Raw genomic sequence first — 13,882 nt, forward strand, 5'->3', positions numbered from 1 at the left:
TGATCAACATGAAGCGGAAGACGTGGCGCAAGGCCCCGTCCCGCATTCGAGCGAGGAGACATCCATGAGCCATCCACCGTCGGCAGAACCGCGGGACGTCGTCGAGGTCGGCGCGTATACGCGCGGCGTCATCGGGCCGCGCCTGACCATGCTCGGTCCGGTCAGGAACGGCGGGCGCATCGTGACGGGTACGCCGCCCGGTTGCTGGGGGCCGATGATTACGCCGATCTTCCAGGGCGGGCACGAGGTCACGCAGCCGGTCGCCGTCGACGGCGCCGAAATCGGCGATGCCGTGGCGCTGAAGATCCTGCGTTGCGACGTGACGTCGCTCGCAACGTCGTCGGGCGTGATGGAGTTCGTCGAGGGCCGCTATGTCGGCGACCCGTTCGTCGCGAAGCGATGCACGACCTGCGGTACCGAAAGCCCGCCGAGTCACGTCGAGGGCACCGGCGACGACGCGATCCATTGCAGCGTCTGCGGCGCGGAGGTCAATGCGTTCCGCTTCAGTCACGGCTACGTGATCGTGCTCGACCGCGAGCACCATGTGTCGCTGACCGTCGACAAGGACGCCGCGCAGCGAATCGCCGGGATGCCGGGAAAGATGGCGCGCCTGCCGGCTTCGTCCGAACAGCATTCGATCCTTTCGCTTGCCCGCGCCGACATGAGCGGGCTGGCGGCGCACATGCAGCCGTTTCTCGGCAACATCGGCACGATCCCGTCGGTCGACATGCCGGACTCGCACAACGCGGGCGATTTCGGCGCGTTCCTGATCGATGCGCCGCATGCGTTCGGCATGTCGCGCGAAACGCTCGATGCGAACAAGACCGACGGCCACATGGACACCAACAGCGTGCGTGAGGGCGCGATCCTGATCTGCCCCGTCAAGGTGCCGGGGGCCGGCGTGTACATGGGCGACATGCATGCGCAGCAAGGCAATGGCGAGATCGCCGGCCACGCGACCGACGTCGCGGGCGAGGTCGAGCTGCAGGTCGAGGTGATCAAGGGGCTGACGCTTGACGGTCCGATCCTGCTGCAGCGACCGGATGATCTGCCGCCGATGGCGCGGCCGATGAACGCCGCGCAGCGCGCACGGGTTGCGGCGCTCGCGGCGCGCTACGGGCAGCGCGAGATCGAGGAGAACGCGCCGATCACCTTCATCGGATCGGGCGCCACGCTCAACGACGCGACCAAGAACGGTTTGCAGCGCGCGACGAACGTCACGGGGCTGGCGTACGACGAGATCCTCAACCGCGCGACGATCGCCGGTTCGATCGAGATCAGCCGCTTGCCGGGCGTCGTGCGGGTCACGTTCCTGTGCCCGATGCCGGTTCTCGAACGCCTCGGCATCGCGCACCTGGCGCGCGCGCAATACGGACTCGACGACGGCGCGCACGACCGGACCTGAACCGCGTGACGGTCGACACGATCGAGCAAGGCGAATCAATTCATTGAGAGGAGCAGCGATGGACACCACCACCAATACCCTGAGATGGGCGGCCAAGTATCCGGAACTCGGCACGGAGCCGATTCCGGTCGAGCCCTGCATATCGCCGGCGTTCTACGAACGCGAAAAGGCGCGCGTGTTTTCCAAGACCTGGCTGAAGGTCGGGCGCATCGAGGAAATTCCGAAGGTCGGCGACTACAAGGTCAAGAAGATCCATTTCGCGAAGACGTCGGTGATCCTGATGCACGGCAAGGACGGCACGATCCGCGGCTTTCACAACACCTGCTCGCACCGCGGCAACAAGGTCGTCGTCGAGCATGGCGAGGAAACCTTCGGCCGCAACAAGGCGGCAGTCGTCACGTGCCGGTTCCACGGCTGGGTCTACGACGGTCAGGGCCAGCTCGTGCAGGTGCCGGAGGAGGAGCGCTTTCCGCCGTGTTTCGACAAGGCGTCGAGCGGGCTGACGCCGGTCCATACGGAGGTGTGGGAGGGCTTCATCTTCATCAACCTGGCCGCGCAGCCGGAGCGCTCGCTGCACGCGTATCTCGGCGGCCTCGGACAGCATCTCGCGGGCTACCCGTTTCATGAGATGAGCCAGTGCTTCAGCTACAACACGGTGCTCGACTGCAACTGGAAGATCGCGCTCGACGCGTTCTCCGAGGCGTATCACGTGTCGACCATCCATGCCGGTTCGTTTCCGAACGTGTTCTCGAGCGGGCTGACCGATGTCGCGCTGTTCGACGAGCATCGCACGACCGGCATTTGCCTGACGCTCAATGCCACGCCGACGCCGGTCGCCGGCATCGCGAACGGCATCACGGGTGCGTCGCTGGTCGCGCAACGCGGCTCGTCGATGCTGCCGCCGGGCGTGAACCCCGACCGCCGGGGCGACTTCTCGTTCGAACTGAGCGTCGTGTTCCCGAACATCCTGATCCACATCTCGGAGGGGATCTGGTTCACCCATCAGTTCTGGCCGCTGTCGCACGACAAGACGCTGTGGGAGGGCAAGTACTACGTGAAGCCGCCGAAGACCAACAGCGAACGCTGGGCTGTCGAGTTCGCCCAGGTGCTGCAGCGCAACGCATGGCTCGAGGATACGGCGACGATGGAGGATACGCATGCCGCGCTTGCGTCCGGCGCCAAGCAGCACATGTTCCTTCAGGACGAGGAAATCCTGCTGCGACATGGGTACAAGGTCCTCGAACAGTACATGGAACAATGACGGAGACGCACGCAATGGACAATCTGCTTCCGAAGGAATTCGACATGCTCGAGCCGCTCGTCGCGGCGTGGGCTCTCCCGACCCAGAACGAACGGCAGCAGCGCCGCATCGGCTCGTCGAGCGGCGAACTGCGCTACTTCTACGACAACATGCTGCCGCGGCTGCCGTCGATCCTGACGTACCTCGACCGCTATCCGATCGGCGAATTGCCGGCGGACGCCGCACGGCTGCTGTCGCTGGCGCTGTCGCTCGCCGAAGTCGCGCCGCACATCGAACTGTATCGCGGCGATCCGAAGGTACCGTACAGCTTCGACGAAGCACGCTTCGTCGCCGAGCACGGCGACGCACGGCACTGAACTGCCGAAGCATGCCCGATGTCCGGCTGGATATCGGGCGCATTCCTGCAAGGAGACCGGCCGATGGCCGCATCGACACTCGCCCGGCGCATTGCGCGCCTCGAGGCAATCGCCGACGTCGGCCAGCTCGTCGGCCGCTACGCGTATGGGGCCGATCGGCGCAACGATCCCGCATTGATGGCACCGCTCTTCAGTCGCGACGCGGTGTGGGAAGCCAGGGGTTTCGGGCGTCATGAAGGCCGCGACGTCATTGCGGAGCAACTCGCGCGCATCGGCAGCGAGCAGATCGTCTGGAGCCTGCACTACATGGCCGTGCCGGTGATCGAGATCGACGAGACGTTGCTGAGCGGGCGATGCCGGTGGCATTTGTGGGAGCTGGCGCAGATCCGCCCGGGCGACGACGATGCCGAGCCGCCGGCCGCCCACTGGATCGGCGGCGCGTATGACAGCCGCGTTGCGATCGACGAAGGGCAGTGGCGTTTCCGGAGCGTGTTGCTCGATCTTCGGCTCATTCATCGACACGACGCGGCGTGGTTGCCTCGTCCGTCTTCCTGACCCGATCGGCGAACCCGCGAAGACAGGGTGCTTCATCCGGCCGCGTGCGAACGCGGCTTTTTTTCGTGCGCCGCCGCACCGCACGGGTGCCGAATCGAATCAGAAGACAAATAAGTATTCCCATCTAGTTTCTTACGTGCGCGACCGAATGTCGGCAGCAATTTCGGCTTCTTAACTTGGAGTCGCTGCGAATTCGCAGGATTCGCGAGCGGAACGGCCGGTGCGTCGATGCATCGCGCCGGCCGTTTCCGGCAAGCGTCTGCAGGCATGAATCGAACGACTGAAACCCCGGGAGACACTCAGTGAAGAAAACCAGATGGATGGCGATTGCCGTCATGGGCGTGCCGCTGGCGGCCGCCGCGCAAAGCAGCGTCACGTTGTACGGCGTGCTGGATGCCGGCGTGACCTTCATCAGCAATCAGGGCGGGAACCGCAACACGGTGATGTCGACCGGGATGCAGGTGCCCAATCTGTTCGGCCTGCAAGGCAGCGAGGATCTGGGCGGAGGGCTCAAGGCGATCTTCAAGCTGGAAGGCCAGTTCGGCCTGGAGAACGGCCAGTCGATCGGCGGCGGCACGTTCGGCCGGCAGACGTATGTCGGCCTGGCAAGCCCGTGGGGCACGCTGACGTTCGGCAACCAGTACGAGTTCATGTTCGAGTCGCTGTCCGCGAAGCGTCTCGGTCAGTCGCTCGGCTACGTCAGCCTGTACAACCTGCAGCAGGGACCGTTCCAGGGGCTCGGCACGCCGTATGGCGGCCTCGATTTCAACCGCGTCGCCGGTGCGTTCCGGGTCGCCAATGCGGTGAAGTACGTGACGCCGGACTACCGCGGGCTCGATGCCGGCGTGATGTACGGCTTCGGCGGCGTCGCGGGCTCGTTCGGGACCGACAGCACGATCAGCGCGGGCGTCAACTATGCGAACGGGCCGCTCGGGCTCAATGCGGCCTACACCTATGCGAAGGATCCGTCGATCAACAACGGACGCGACGGCATCCGCAACTGGGGGCTCGGCGGCCGGTACACGATCGGCAAGCTGCAGCTCGACGCGATGTATACCAACACGCGCAACACGTTCAGCAACGCGCACGTCGACGTCTATCAGGCCGGCATCGACTACATGTTTTCGCCGTTCACGATCGTGCATGGCGACTACCAGTACATGAAGGGCAATGCGCAGCTCGGCAATAACAAGGCGCATCAGTTCGGCGTGACGCTCGACTACTGGCTGTCGAAGCGTACGGATATCTACACGAATCTCGTGTACCAGCGCGCGAGCGGCAATGCCGACGCGAACGCATGGATCTCCGGGTTGTCGGCGCCCGCCGCCGGCGGCAACCAGACGGCCGTGCGCATCGGCATGCGCCACCTTTTCTGAGCCCGGAGGACGTCACCATGCATAACGAATCCAATCTCACTTCGCGTACCGACGATCATGCGCTGGAGGCCGTGCCGGACAACGAGCGCCAGAACTGGCTGCAGTTGTCGTGGAGTACCGCGGGCATCGTCACGACGCTGATCCAGTTGTTCGTCGGTGCGCTCGTCACGTTCGTCGCGGGCATCCGGATCGGCCTGCTCGCCGGCGTATTCGTCGCCGTCGCCGGTGCGTTGCTTGGCTGGGGCGCCGGCCATATCGCGTACCGCACCGGGCTGTCGAGCACGGTGCTGTCGCGCCGGCACGGCCTCGGGTCGCGCGGCTCGGCGCTGCTCGCGCTCGTGTTCGGCTTCATGATCACCGGCTTCATCGCCCTCGAGAACGCGCTGCTCTACAAGGGCTTCCTGTTCTATCTCGACCGGCCCGATACGCTCGACATGCGCATGCTCGTGTACGGCATCCTGTCGGTGGCGTGGATCCTGCTGACGGCCTTCGGCTTCAGGCTGGTCGCGCGCGTGTCGTCGCTGGCGCTGCTCGCGTTCCTCGCCGTGCTGGCCTACATGATGGTCGAAGTCATCGCCGCGTCCGGACAATCGTGGGCGTCGGTCACGCAGTTCGGCGCGCAGATGCCGGTCGCCGTGCTTCACGCGCTCGGCGCGGATACCGACGTCGGCAAGTTCAGTTTCTGCGTGAACGTGATGATCGGATCGGCCGGCGCGCTGGCGCTGATCGACGCCGATCTCGGGCGCTATGCGAAATCGTCGCGGGACATCGCGATTGCGGCGGTGATCGGCAACGTCTTCATGGATGTCGTGATGGTCGCCGTCGGCGGGATCGTGATGTATGCGGGCATGGACCAGATCGTGGCCCATCACATGAAGGCGGGCGGGATGACCGAGGCTGCCGCGCGAACGCTTGCGCTGCAAAGTCCGGACAGCGTCGCCGTCGCGTTCATCGTGTTCGGCGGCCTGTTCGGCACGTTGCTGATGGTGTTTGCACAGTCGAAGGCGCAGGTGCTCAATACGTACAGCGCGTCGCTTTCACTGACCAATCTCGCGGACGCGTTGTTCAACTGGCGGCCCGGCCGCTTCACGTTCGTCGTGCTGGCCAACGTGCTGGCCTGCCTGATGCTGGTCGGCTCGATCCTCGCGTGGTTCAACGCGTTCATCACCGTGCTCGGCGTACTGACGACCGGGTTCGCCGGAATCATCATCGCCGACTATCTGCTCGTCGGCCGCATGCCGGGCTGCTCCGCACCGGCGGACGAGGAGATCAACTGGGCCGGTGTCGTGACGGTGGCGGCGGGTTTCGTGCTGGCGCACTACGTGCTGGAACGCGTCGTGCCGATCGAGTTCTTTACGTCGCTGATCACGTCGTTCGTGCTGTATCCGGTGCTGCGCGTCGGCATGCTGAAGCGCATGAACCCGGCACGCGGGCAGGTCGAGGGCTGACCTGCGCGGCATCCGGCCGGCCCGTCCCGCGGCACGGACCGCGGCCGGCTCGGCCGCGGTTCATTCTTCGTGCTGCGGGGTGCCGCGCATCCCGAGCCGCACGAGCTCGGCGAGCGACGTGGCACCGAGCTTCTCGCGGATGTGCGCGCGATGCACTTCCACGGTCTTGTAGCTGATGTTCAGTTCGGCCGCGATCACCTTCGATGCCTTGCCCTCGATCAGCAGGTCGAACACCTCGCGTTCGCGTGCCGACAGCTGCTTGAGCAGGCCCTGCGTCTGGCTGTCCGCCTGGGCCTGCCGGTATTCGCGCAGGCCGACCTTCAGCGCGTCGGCAACCTTGTCGATCAGGTCCTGGTCGTTGTAGGGTTTCTCGAGAAAATCATAGGCGCCGCCCTTCATCGCGCGAACGGTCATCGGAATGTCGCCATGCGCGGTCAGGAAGATGATCGGAAGCCGGAATCCGGCGGCGCGCATGCTTTCCTGCAATTCGAATCCACCCATGTACGGCATCCGAATGTCGAGTAGCAGGCAGCCGGGAATCTCCGGATCGGCGCCGGACAGAAATTCGCGCCCGTTCGAGAACACATCCACTTGGTGTCCGACCGATTCGAGCAGCCAGCGCAGCGATACGCGTACCGCTTCGTCGTCGTCCACGACGTAGATCCTGGGCGCGCGGTCGTGATGGGGGGGACTCGATCGACGGCTGTCCATGTGCGTTTCCTGTTTCGTTGCTGCTTGTCGGCAAGGTCGTTCGGGTCGATCGAGATCCGGATTCGGGATTGAAATCGCATTCGAACCTGTCGCAGTCTGCTGGGCGCAGCTGGATTCCGGTGCGGAAATCGTGGAAATTCTATCGTTTCAATATTGGCCGGGACAGCCGGGAAAGTCCTCACCGGTCGTTGATCTCCAGGCAGTGAGGCGTGCTTTCCGCGTCGGATGCGGGACGATCCTGCGTTGGGTGGTCGGCCGTGATAGTCAGGATGGCGCAATGACGTGCGTCACGGCCGGTTCACGGTCATGGCGGGTATTCCGTCAAGTCGAATTGTCGTTTCGAGACAGGCGGCAGAAATGGCGAGCCGCCCGTCCATCATCGAACCGCCACTCGGCGTGCGACGACAGCGGCCAGCAGCGGCGCGGCAGCGAATGTGGCGAACAACCACACGGCCGCCTGCTGCGCACCGGCGAGCCCGCCGGGCGTCGAGAAACCGGCGAGATTGGCGACGAGACCGCCGAGCGCGGCGCCGATCGCGGTCGCATAGAGTTGTACGGTCGTGATGGAGGTCGATGCAAGGTCTTCCTGCCCGGCCGGTGCATGTGTCAGGACCTGCGTGAGCAGGTGCGGCCACCCCACGCCGATGCCGACGCCTACCGCGGTGAGTGCCGTACACAGGATTGCCACGCCGGCCGCTGCTCCGGGCGGGGGCGGCTGCGGCACGACGAACGCAAGCGCGGCGAGCGCAAGCATCACGACCAGCGGTCCGCTGCGCACGAGTACCTGCGCGGCGCGTGAGCCGCGCCCGGAGCTGAAGATCGAGCCGACCGTCCAGCCTGCGGCCATCAGTGCGGTCAGGTAGCCGGCAATCAGCGGCGGGTAGCCATGAATGACCTGCAGGAAATACGGAACGAAGACCTCGGTCGTGATCCCGATCACGAGCAGGCTCATGCACGCGTAAATGGCGCCGAGCGGTGCACGGACGCTGTAGGCACCGATCGGCAGCAGCCGGATCGTCGCGTTGCGCTCGAGCCGTGCGATCAGCGCCGCGATCGCAAGGCCTGCGGTGACGCCCGCGATGTTCGCGGCGCGCGCCGTCGACAGGCTGGCCACGGACACGACGAGCACGGAGGCGGCGAGCAGCAGGATCTTGCCGAGCGCGGGCCGGGATGCTGGCTGGCGGGGCGCTTCATGCGCGGGTAGCCTGACGATCAGCGCCAGTGCGGCGGCGACGGGCAGCAATGCGATGAACGCGAGCCGCCACGTACCCGACTCCGCGAAGATGCCGCCGATTGCCGGCCCGCAGAGTGTCGCGATGCCCCACATGCCGGACACCATCGCCATCGCGCGCGACCACAGGCGCGTGTCGAACACGACGCGGATCAATGCATAGCTGAGCGCGAACAGGATGCCTCCGCCGAACCCCTGCGCGGTGCGGCCGACGAGCATCCACGGCATGGTCTGCGCGCTCGCGCACGCGAGCGTGCCACCGCAAAACACGACGAGTGCAATGAGGTAGGCCGCGCGCGGCCCGAAGCGGCCCAGCACATTCGCGGACAGCGGTGCACCGACGATCGACGCGGCCATGAAGAGCGTCGTGTTCCATGCGTAGTACTCGAGCCCACCGATGTCTCGAACGACCGATGGCAGGATGGTGGTCGCGATGTAGATGTTGATCGCATGCAGCGCGACACCGCCGGCCAGTGCCAGCGATCGCATGCCGTTCGCACCGGACAGCAGCGCATTCCAGCCGGCGTTGTGCGCCGGTGTGCTGACGTCCGGAGGAGCGGCCGATGCAGGTTGCTCGTTCATCGCGTCGTCGATATCCATGTTTTCTCCGATTCGTGCGCGCGTCAGGCGGCGGCCAGATTGAAACGCGCATCGGTATCCGTTATAAAACCTCAACCAATGTTGAGGTCAACAGGTGCGGAACATGAAAATCGACGTGCAGGTGCCTTTGTCGGTAGGTGAGGTCGCCCAACGCAGCGGGGTGGCCGTATCGTCAATCCACTTCTACGAAGCCAAGGGCTTGATCCACGGCTGGCGTACCGACGGCAACCAGCGCCGTTACGCGCGCGACGTGCTGCGGCGGGTCGCGATCATCAAGGTCGCGCAGCGCGCGGGTATTCCGCTCGACACGATCAAGGCCGCGCTGGACGAACTTCCATCCCGCAAGGCACCGAGCGCGGCGGACTGGCGGCGGCTGTCGACAGGATGGCGCGACCTGCTGAACGAAAGGATCCAGCGGCTCACCCAGTTGCGTGACCAGATGGATGGGTGCATCGGTTGCGGGTGCCTGTCGATGAAGGATTGCCCGCTGAGAAACCCGGGCGACGCGTTACGCGAGCGAGGGCAGGGTGCGGTGCTGCTCGAGGGCGAGGCGATCCGCAAGCGCAAGTCGATGCGATGAGGACGCTTGAGTGGCTGGAGCCCGCATGTTGCACGCGCGCGCGGGCCGGCCGGATGCGGACGAACTGGCCGCGCTGAATGAAGTCGTCGGGCTCGCGCCGGACTGGAAGCGACGGCTGGGCGAGCGGGCAAGGTGGCTTCGAACGAGATCCCGAGCGGCCAGCTGACCGGCACGTGCTCCATGCTCACGTTGCGCAACGCGCAACCGCAGCCGTATGAGCGGGCGGGCACGTGCCGGTGGCGCGCAGCGCAATCCAACGGCGGCGGCCCCGGATGCAGGCACGCACCCGGGGCCAAGCAACATCGCGATCAGAACTTGTGACGCAGGCCCAGCGCGACGATCTCCTGCGACTTCGTGCCGGCATAGCCGTACGAACCGATCGACGCCTGCGCATCCTGCGTGACCAGTTGTCCGCTTGCGTTCACGACCTGCTGCTGGCCGCTCGCATGCTGGTACGCGCCGATCAGATAGAGGTCGGTGCGCTTCGACAGCGAATAGTCGGCGCCCACCGACACCTGGTGATACTTCGCGTCGACGTTGCCGCTCGCCTTCGTGTACGCATAGCCGACACCGAGTAGCAGCGGTGCCGATGCCTGGTACGTGACGAATGCGCGGCCGGTGTTGTACTTCTGCGTATTGGCGAAGCCGGCGAGCGAATCGCCGTCGCGGCGGTACTGCGCATTGCTGTAGCCGAGGCCCAGCGTGACCGGGCCGATCGCGTACTGCCCCGCGACCTGCGCGATGCCGATGCTCTTCGCGCTCAGGTAGCCGCTGTTGATCGGGCCGTCGAAGATCGCGTCGGACGAGCCGCTCCAGCCCGCGACGCGTGCGGCGCCGCTCACGTTGTTGGTGTAGAAGTAGCCGCCGGCGATGCCCAGCGGGCCGTTGTTGTACGCGGCTGCGATTGCGTACGTGAGGCCCGAGCCCGTCGAGCCGGCGACGCCGCCGAAGCCGTACATCGCCTCGACCTGCAGGCCGGCCAGCACCGGCGACGTGTACTTGACCGTGTTGTTCACGCGCAGGCTGTTGTCGTTGTTGTCGACGTCGCCCGGCGTCGCGAAGATGCCGCCGAAATAGTTGTCGCCGGTGACGCCCTGAACCAGATCGACGACCGGGTCGTACTGGCGGCCGAGCGTGACGGTGCCGTACTGGCTGCTCTGCAGGCCGACGAACGCCTGGCGGCCGAACATGCGGCCACCCTGGCCAAGGCGGCCCGTGCCCGAATTGAAACCGCTTTCGAGCTGGAACACGGTCTTCAGGCCGCCGCCCAGGTCCTCGCTGCCCTTCATGCCCCAGCGGCTGCCCGACAGGTTGCCGGTGCCCATCTGCCACAGATTGTTGCCCGTGCCGCCGTTGCCGTGAACGTACGTGATCGACGTGTCGATCACGCCGTACAGCGTGACGTTCGACTGTGCGTGCGCCACGCCGGCGACACCCAGCAGCGACAGCGAGAGAGCGGACAGTGCGAACTTCTTCATCGTTGAATTTTCCATGCGAGAGCGATGCGTGTTTAATTAAGGACTGTGAATCAATTGAAAAGCCGATCCGACCGCTCGAGGCGAGCCTGCCGACCCTTCGTTGTGTCCGTCAGCCGGAGTCGGCCGGATTTCCGGCGACGCGGTTACCGGCGACACGGCAGTGTTGCGATCCTTGGTGACATGCACATGAAAAACCACAAAACAGCATGAATTGGCTTAAGTTGCCACGGCGCATGGCGGGCCAGGGCGATCCAATGCGGACCCGCTGCGCGGGCGAGCGCATGTTGCGCGGCATGCTGTTCCGATGTGCGTGAAAAGCGCATTCACGCAATACAGTCGGGATATTTCGGCATGTCATCCCTACGCCGACAGCGGATTCGGGCGACGTGAATGCGACACATGCGAATGCGGCGACCCGGCAGGTCGGCGCAGATTTCCGCCATGTCGTGTAATGGCAAAATGTGTCAATTCATGCGATTTTGCGGTTTTTCATTCGGATGTCATCTTGCGGCGCGATAGTGCGGGATCGGGCGACCGTCCCGGGGACGAGCAGCACGAGCCGGCCCGTTCGCCCCGCTCCCGGGGAGCCGTCCATGGGACGCGGCGAGCGGCAACCGATGCGCACGGCCCGACGGGCGGCGCGTGTCATCTCGACAAAAGGAACGTGCAATCGTGAACGCCATCGCAGCGGCAGATTCTTATGACGTGATCGTCGTCGGCGCGGGTATCGTCGGCCTCGCCCATGCCTATACGGCGGCACGCAAGGGGTTGCGCGTCTGCGTGATCGAGCGCGATGCCGCATGCGTGGGCGCGTCGATCCGCAATTTCGGGTTCGTCACCGTCACCGGGCAGCACGCCGAGCACAGCTGGCGGCGTGCGCGCGCGAGCCGCGAGGTCTGGGCGGACGTGGCGCCGCAAGCCGGCATCGACGTGCTTCACCAGGGCCTCCACCTGATTGCGCGTCGCCCCGAGGCGCTGCACCTGATCGACGCTTTCATGCAGACCGGCATGGCCGACGGCTGCCGGGTCATGACGCCCGGCGAAGCGGCGGCCGTGGCGCCGGCGTTGCGGCTGGACGGCGCGCAAGGTGTGCTGCACAGCCCGCATGAACTGCGCATCGAGCCGCGTACCGCGATCGGGTTGCTGGCGGCGTGGCTGACGGAGCGCTTCAGCGTGCGGTTCCGCTACGGCGAGATGGTGCACGAGGTGCGCACGCCGTCCGTGCGTACGTCGCGCGGTGTGCTGCACGCGGAGCGCGTGATCGTCTGCGGCAATGCGGACAGCCGTCATCTGTATGGCGACTGGTTCGCGCAGCATCAGGTCCGGCTGTGCCAGTTGCAGATGCTGCGCGTGCGGCCACGACGCGCACTGACGCTGCGCGCCGCGGTGATGAGCGACCTGAGCCTGCTGCGTTACTCGGGTTTCGCGGCGCTGCCCGCGGCCGACGCGTTGCGCACGCGCCTGAAGGCGGAAGAACCCGTGTGCCTCGGTTACGGCATCCACCTGATCGCGGTGCAGAGCGCCGACGGCAGTCTCGTCGTGGGCGACTCGCACGAATACGGCGCCGCGCCGCTGCCGTTCGCGACGCAGGAGATCGATGCGCAGATCCTGCGCCTGCTGCAAGAGACGCTCGATGTGCCGGAACTGGACGTCATCGAGCGCTGGACCGGCAGCTATCCGTCGGCATCCGATGCCGATTGCGTGATCGAAACGCCGGACGACGGCACGCGCGTCGTCGTCGTGACGAGCGGCGCCGGGATGAGCACGGGCTTCGGGATCGCGCAGGACGTGTTTGCCGCGTGGTGATGGCGCGGGCATGCGGGTCGCGCATCCGACGGACCCGCTGGACCCGCGGGACTCACGGGACTCACGCGGCCGATGATCGACGGGGCCGCCCGTGGGCATGCTGGGCGAGCGTATCGATAACGCGCGTCCCCGACATCCAGGTTGGCCTGCGTACCGGTCACTCTCGGCACGGCATCCAGCCGACTGCGGCCGACCGGCGTGGCGGCCCGATCCTGTCGCTCCGCCGAGCGCGGCCCGATTACGCCTTCACTTGACCCCCGCTTCCCGACGCAGCAACAGGCCACCGGTGAGCGTCGCAATGCAGTGCTCCGCGATCTGCTCGGGCGTGTATTCGCCGCCGGGCTGATACCAGCGCCCGATCCAGCTCAGTGCGCCGCCGATCACGAAGGCTGCCATCTTGGGATCGCACGGCGCCAGCGAACCTTCGTCGACCCCTTCCGCCACGAGCCGGCGGAACTGCTGGTCGATCGATGCCTTGAGTTGCCGCAACGCCGCGCGGCTGTCGGGCGGCAACTCGTCGTCGCCCACGCGGATCAGGCACATGCCGAAATCCATCGTGACGATCCGCGCATACACGTTCATCGACGCGACCAGCTGGTCGACCGCCTTGCCGCCTGCGCTGCGCGATTGCTCGATGCCCTCCAGCACCATCTCCAGGCCCTTGCGGACGCACTGCAACAGGATGTCGTCCTTGTTCTTGACGTAGTAGTAGAGCGTCGGCTTGCTGACGTGCAGCTCGGCCGCGATGTCGTCGAGCGAAGTCGCGTGAAACCCCCGCTCGTTGAAGAGCCGGGCGGCGGTCGACAGCACCGCGTTGCGTTTTGCTTCGCGCTGTTGTTCGCGCTCGGTGGCGGGCGTCCAGGGTGACGCGGTGTCGGCGGGGCGTCGGGACTTGGGCGCCGAAGGGGGATTGGACATGAGGCAAACGCGGGAAAGTACGGATGGTGAAGTATCGTTCAAAACCTAGAATCTACCGAATCGTAACTATGTTACTCGAAAGTAGGTTCATGGAAAAATCCGTGAAACACCTGTTGGCCGCGATGACCGGGACGTGTTCGGCACGGGCTCCGGCGGC

Annotated in this window: 12 protein-coding genes; 8 read left to right on the forward strand and 4 right to left on the reverse strand. The window is 65.6% G+C overall.

What is annotated here, in order from left to right:
* Positions 1 to 64: 64 nt before the first annotated feature.
* The 6 genes from JYJ84_RS00375 (at position 65) to JYJ84_RS00400 (ending at position 6,401) form a co-directional block, all read left to right on the forward strand.
* On the forward strand, positions 65 to 1,405 hold the full coding sequence (locus tag JYJ84_RS00375) for an acetamidase/formamidase family protein (RefSeq protein WP_122950365.1): 1,341 nt from the start codon (positions 65 to 67) through the stop codon (positions 1,403 to 1,405).
* Positions 1,406 to 1,463: 58 nt separating this feature from the next.
* Positions 1,464 to 2,666, forward strand: coding sequence for an SRPBCC family protein (locus tag JYJ84_RS00380; RefSeq protein ID WP_175221955.1), 1,203 nt, complete (start codon positions 1,464 to 1,466; stop codon positions 2,664 to 2,666).
* A 14-nt stretch (positions 2,667 to 2,680) separates the two neighbouring features.
* Positions 2,681 to 3,022, forward strand: a complete 342-nt coding sequence (locus tag JYJ84_RS00385; protein WP_043185625.1) for a hypothetical protein — start codon at positions 2,681 to 2,683, stop codon at positions 3,020 to 3,022.
* A 63-nt stretch (positions 3,023 to 3,085) separates the two neighbouring features.
* A complete protein-coding gene (locus tag JYJ84_RS00390) occupies positions 3,086 to 3,577 on the forward strand; it encodes a nuclear transport factor 2 family protein (protein WP_164462918.1) in 492 nt (163 codons plus the stop codon).
* 302 nt (positions 3,578 to 3,879) lie between these two features.
* Complete coding sequence (locus tag JYJ84_RS00395; protein WP_236027637.1) at positions 3,880 to 4,953, forward strand: porin; 1,074 nt, start codon at positions 3,880 to 3,882, stop codon at positions 4,951 to 4,953.
* A gap of 17 nt (positions 4,954 to 4,970) precedes the next feature.
* Complete coding sequence (locus tag JYJ84_RS00400; RefSeq protein WP_122950369.1) at positions 4,971 to 6,401, forward strand: cytosine permease; 1,431 nt, start codon at positions 4,971 to 4,973, stop codon at positions 6,399 to 6,401.
* 60 nt (positions 6,402 to 6,461) lie between these two features.
* Here the strand turns inward: JYJ84_RS00400 and JYJ84_RS00405 are convergent, their stop codons facing one another.
* Positions 6,462 to 7,112, reverse strand: a complete 651-nt coding sequence (locus tag JYJ84_RS00405) for a response regulator transcription factor (protein ID WP_122950370.1) — start codon at positions 7,110 to 7,112, stop codon at positions 6,462 to 6,464.
* Positions 7,113 to 7,488: 376 nt separating this feature from the next.
* The gene (locus tag JYJ84_RS00410; RefSeq protein WP_164462950.1) at positions 7,489 to 8,832 is read right to left on the reverse strand and encodes an MFS transporter; all 1,344 of its coding nucleotides are present in this window, start codon (positions 8,830 to 8,832) and stop codon (positions 7,489 to 7,491) included.
* Positions 8,833 to 9,046: 214 nt separating this feature from the next.
* Between JYJ84_RS00410 and soxR the strand changes: the two genes are divergently transcribed.
* The gene (gene soxR, locus JYJ84_RS00415) at positions 9,047 to 9,523 is read left to right on the forward strand and encodes a redox-sensitive transcriptional activator SoxR (RefSeq protein WP_122950371.1); all 477 of its coding nucleotides are present in this window, start codon (positions 9,047 to 9,049) and stop codon (positions 9,521 to 9,523) included.
* Positions 9,524 to 9,831: 308 nt separating this feature from the next.
* Here the strand turns inward: soxR and JYJ84_RS00420 are convergent, their stop codons facing one another.
* Positions 9,832 to 11,001, reverse strand: a complete 1,170-nt coding sequence (locus tag JYJ84_RS00420) for a porin (RefSeq protein WP_122950666.1) — start codon at positions 10,999 to 11,001, stop codon at positions 9,832 to 9,834.
* Between the two features lie 669 nt (positions 11,002 to 11,670).
* Between JYJ84_RS00420 and JYJ84_RS00425 the strand changes: the two genes are divergently transcribed.
* Positions 11,671 to 12,807 (forward strand): TIGR03364 family FAD-dependent oxidoreductase, encoded by a 1,137-nt coding sequence (locus JYJ84_RS00425; protein ID WP_374102079.1) that lies wholly within the window; start codon positions 11,671 to 11,673, stop codon positions 12,805 to 12,807.
* A gap of 246 nt (positions 12,808 to 13,053) precedes the next feature.
* Here the strand turns inward: JYJ84_RS00425 and JYJ84_RS00430 are convergent, their stop codons facing one another.
* Entirely contained in the window at positions 13,054 to 13,725 is a 672-nt protein-coding gene (locus JYJ84_RS00430; protein ID WP_122950373.1) for a TetR/AcrR family transcriptional regulator, read from the reverse strand.
* Positions 13,726 to 13,882 lie beyond the last annotated feature (157 nt).

This window comes from Burkholderia sp. LMG 13014, from assembly GCF_905232215.1.
Classification (GTDB): domain Bacteria; phylum Pseudomonadota; class Gammaproteobacteria; order Burkholderiales; family Burkholderiaceae; genus Burkholderia.